This is a genomic window from Psychroflexus sp. MES1-P1E (assembly GCF_002836055.1).
In the GTDB taxonomy this organism is placed as follows: domain Bacteria; phylum Bacteroidota; class Bacteroidia; order Flavobacteriales; family Flavobacteriaceae; genus Psychroflexus.
Genome location: NZ_PJBS01000178.1, coordinates 1 through 4,584, shown reverse-complemented (window position 1 = coordinate 4,584; position 4,584 = coordinate 1). Strand labels below are relative to the sequence as shown.

General features: G+C 33.4%; 3 protein-coding genes and 1 pseudogene. 2 read left to right on the top strand and 2 right to left on the bottom strand.

All coding sequences use genetic code 11. The annotated features are described in order from the left end of the window. The first annotated feature begins 45 nt into the window (after positions 1-45). Positions 46-735, top strand: coding sequence for a phosphoadenylyl-sulfate reductase (locus CXF67_RS08155; protein ID WP_102088309.1), 690 nt, complete (start codon positions 46-48; stop codon positions 733-735). 208 nt (positions 736-943) lie between these two features. On the opposite strand, the pseudogene CXF67_RS08150 reads toward CXF67_RS08155, so the two are convergent. Both CXF67_RS08150 and CXF67_RS08145 read right to left on the bottom strand, forming a co-directional pair. Further along, positions 944-1,853: pseudogene (locus CXF67_RS08150) on the bottom strand (MBL fold metallo-hydrolase); the annotation flags it as partial. A gap of 119 nt (positions 1,854-1,972) precedes the next feature. Next, positions 1,973-2,893 (bottom strand): AraC family transcriptional regulator, encoded by a 921-nt coding sequence (locus CXF67_RS08145; RefSeq protein ID WP_102088308.1) that lies wholly within the window; start codon positions 2,891-2,893, stop codon positions 1,973-1,975. Positions 2,894-2,996: 103 nt separating this feature from the next. Between CXF67_RS08145 and CXF67_RS08140 the strand changes: the two genes are divergently transcribed. Continuing rightward, a complete protein-coding gene (locus CXF67_RS08140) occupies positions 2,997-4,496 on the top strand; it encodes an aldehyde dehydrogenase family protein (protein ID WP_102088307.1) in 1,500 nt (499 codons plus the stop codon). The last annotated feature ends 88 nt before the right edge of the window (positions 4,497-4,584 follow it).

Genomic DNA, 4,584 nt, shown 5'->3' with positions numbered 1-4,584 from the left:
TAAACAGTTACTTATATTTGCAAAGTTTAAATATCTAGAGATAGAATGAGTGAAATTGCGGAGAAGAGAACCATTTCTGAAAAAGAAATACAGAAACTAAACAAAAAATATAAGACTTTAAATTTAATAGATCGCATCAAAGCTTTGTATGAGGATTTTGATGAATCAGAGATAATGCTAACAAGCTCTTTTGCAGCTACCTCAGCATTCTTATTGAAATTATTTTCTGAAGTAAATACAGATCAGATTATTTACTTCATTGATACAGGCTATCATTTTGATGAGACTTTAAATTATAAAAAACAACTTTCTGAAACTTACAACCTCAATGTAAAATCTGTTAAAGCTTTGGCTCATGAACATGAATTTACAACCAAAGACAAGACCTGGTCTGAAAATCCAGACCTATGCTGCTCTATTAATAAAGTAAAACCTCTTGAGGTAATTAAAAATAAATATACTATTTGGGTATCAGGATTGATGGAATGGCAAAGTGACCATAGAAACTCACTAGATATTTTTGAGCAAAGAGGTGACATCCTTAAATTTTATCCTCTTGTTGACGTAAGCAAACAACAAAGAGACGATTTTATAAAAGCACATGATTTACCCTTTCACCCTCTAGTGGATAAAGGATATCATTCTATTGGTTGTCAACACTGCACTGTTCCAGGAGAGGACAGAAATGGTCGCTGGAACAATAATCCTAAAACAGAATGTGGGTTACACCTATAAAAAACTTCAAATAAAGCTTTTTCCTTTATAACGGATTTTTTTCTATACAGAAAAGTTGAATAACAATCCTGGTTGGTTATTGGTATCTCATCTTCTTCAAAGACTTCCTCAATACTTCTATAGCCTAAATATTCCTCTATCTGTTTTGAAAAAGTATTTATAATAATAAAGTTTGCTGTTTTATATCTGGAATCGACTCGCCGATTCATTGCGCAAAATTATTATCTAAACCGATAGTTATACTGTTAGGAATAAAAGCCTTGTGGACACCTTTAGCCTCTCTCGTGTCTAGTATTAAAGCTATAGTTTAGTTAGCGACAGCTGCAAATGCATTAGGCTTTAAAGGCTTCTCTCCCCTCTCTATGATATCATCAATACTTTCGTAGCCCTGTATTTTCATCAGCACATTTTTAGGAAAATACCCAGGAGGTGGAATTAATCCTTCGAGTAATTCTTTTATGAATTCCTCTTTAGTCATATTTGGTCTTAGTGGGTAATTAGTCTCTTTTTGATGACCTAGTGTATCTGTAGTCTCCTTGCTCAGTATTTTACAACATGCACTCCCGCACCATAATTAGGATAGACTATCAAATCATCTAACAATGACATAATTTTATTTCTAAGAGAATCAAAAACATGAGCTGCCAGCTTTTCTTCTATAAGATCAGCAATCACATGTTGTGCTAGATCTGGAAGGCACACATCGCCAATAAATAAAATATCCCCTGTAATAATATGATAATTTCTCCAGTTTCATCTATAAGTAAATACGTAGTCAGCTCCATTGTATGTTTAGGAGTATGAATCGCTTTAATCGTATACTCTCCAACTTTAAATTCTTGATTATCTTCAGCAATGACTGCTTCAAAATCAGATTTAGCAGAAGTGCCAAAAACAATATTAGTTTCTGTTTTTTTAGCCAAATCTAAATAAGTTCTCACAAAATTAGCGTGAAAATACATTTCAAAAACATATTTTAATTTAGCAGCATTGTTGATTGTATTGTCTATATAAGGCTGGACTTCTCTCAGCAGATCAAAGATCGCAGCTTCTCCGTTATTTTATAAGTAATAAGCTAAATGAGCTATACATCCTTTATGAATTTTTTCAACTTTCATAATTACAGTTTTAGAATTATATAGCTAAATTAAAAAGTATCTGAAAAATTGAGTGAAACAAAAGTTACAAATAAACTGTAAATGAGTGAAATATGATGTAAACATCAATTTCTGCGAAGCTAATATAAAATAGATTTTCTGAATTGACTAGGTGTCATACCTTCCTGTTTTTTGAATTGGGTGACGAAATAACTAGAACTATTAAAACCGGTAGAAAAAGCTATATCAGATAGCTTGGATGAGGTTGTTCTTATGAGTTTTTTTGCTTGTTTTAACCGCTCACTATTCAAATACTCCATCGGAGTTTCACCCAAAGTATTTTTGAAGCTTTTGTAAAAATGAGATTTGCTCATACAAGCCTTGTCAGCCAAATCCTCTACCGTAATATCATCTTTATAATATTCTCTGATATATTTTAGGACAAAAGCCATTCTATGGTTATCGAACAAATAAGAATTTTCATCTAATAAGGCTCCTCGAGCGTTTGTTTGTAGTAGACGGAGTATGAGCTCTTTTATCATAACATCTAATAACGCATCTTTAGACTTATGCCCACTACTAAAAGTTTGCAAAAGCCTTTCTAAAAGATGTTGTACTTGAGTATTATTATTTAAGTGTAACGGAGATAAGTTGAGGTTTGAGCCTAAAGTAAAACTTTCTTCTATTTCAGTTGCATTTTGGTATACATCTATAGTTTCTTGAATTTTTTGAGAATCAATTCCTAGCGCCATACATCGAGTAGGAGAATCTAAGGTTGCATCTGGAAAATCGATAATCATTTTCTTCTTAGCTGGAAGTACGACAGACTCGCCAGGTAAAAAATCGAAAGTGGCTTTATTTTTTAAATGCATGATTTTTCTTCCAGAAATCATACTTGCTATAATAGGACAATCAAACTCTAGATAAACCTGATTTGCTTTTTTATGTGTTTCATAAATATTCATTTCAGCAAATTCAGCAGAATAAACTGTTCTGTTTTCTACTAGAGTTTCAATCTTTCTGTAATTTATATGATTGTGCAAAGTTGAGTCTAAGGACATTTTAAATAAATAGATTAATGATATTTAAAGATAGTATTATTATATTTTAAATAAAATTTATAGTCTATTTTTAACTAATTCTAATTTTTAAACATATAATATTATGAATCACTCAAAACCAAAATTCAAAGAAAAGTATGGAAACTATATCAATGGAGAGTTTGTAGATCCTATTGGAGGTCAATATTTTGAAAATAGGTCTCCTACCAACAATCAATTTATTGCAAAATATCCACGATCTCAGAAGGAAGATGTAGAAAAAGCAGTAGATGCTGCCAATGCCGCAAAAGTGGCTTGGGGAAATACATCAGCAGCTCATAGAGCGTCTATTCTTCAAAAGATTGCTGATGTTATAGAGGAAAATTTAAACGAATTTGCCGCAATAGATACTTACGATAACGGTAAAGCCATAAGAGAAACTGTGAATGCAGATATTCCCTTGGCTGTAGATCATTTTAGATACTTTGCCTCTGTTATAAGAGCAGAAGAAGGAAGTGCCACAGAGCTCAACGAAAATACACTTTCATTAATCATAAAAGAGCCTTTGGGTGTCGTTGCTCAAATTATACCTTGGAACTTTCCAATGCTTATGCTCGCTTGGAAAGTAGCACCGGCATTAGCTTCCGGTAATTGTGTAGTTTTAAAACCCGCAGAGCAAACACCAAGTTCAGCAACTTTCCTTATGGAAAAAATTGGTCATTTATTACCACCTGGTGTTTTAAATGTCATCCATGGTTTTGGTCCTGAAGCAGGTAAACCATTAGCTTCAAGTTCAAAAGTTAATAAGGTTGCATTTACTGGCGAAACCACCACTGGTCAATTAATTATGCAATATGCATCCAAAAACCTCAACCCAGTGACTATGGAATTGGGTGGAAAATCTCCAAACGTATTCTTTAATTCTGTCATGGATCATGATGATGCTTTTTTGGATAAATGCATCGAAGGGGCCGTTCTTTTTGCCTTTAACCAAGGTGAAGTTTGTACATGTCCATCGCGACTTTTAGTTCAGGAAGACATTTATGACAAGTTTGTGGAACGTGTTGTAGAGCGTACAAAAGCAATTATACAGGGAGACCCATTCAATATGAATACCCAAGTAGGTGCACAAGCCTCCAACGATCAATATGAAAAGATTTTATCTTATATGGATATTGGTAAAAAAGAAGGTGCCAAAGTGCTTTGTGGTGGAGAAGCTTTCAAAGCTAGTGGAGAATATGCTGATGGTTTTTATATTCAGCCAACTATCTTGGAAGGTCACAACAAAATGAGAATTTTCCAAGAGGAAATTTTTGGTCCAGTACTCGCAGTATGTAAATTTAAAGATGAGGCTGAAGCTTTGGAAATTGCCAACGATACACTTTACGGACTAGGTGCTGGAGTATGGACACGAGATGCTCATCAACTATATCAAATTCCAAGAGCTATAAAAGCAGGTAGAGTATGGGTCAACTGCTACCACGATTACCCAGCTCATGCACCATTTGGAGGTTATAAAAAATCTGGATTTGGTAGAGAAAACCACTTGATGATGCTCAATCACTATCGCCAAGCTAAAAACATGCTTATTTCTTATGATAAAAATAAGCTTGGATTCTTTTAGATTTAATTTAGTATCATTCAATTTAAAATCATATTCAACATGCGCCTTGACTTTTTAATTTATTCTGATTTTAATTGTGGAAAATTAA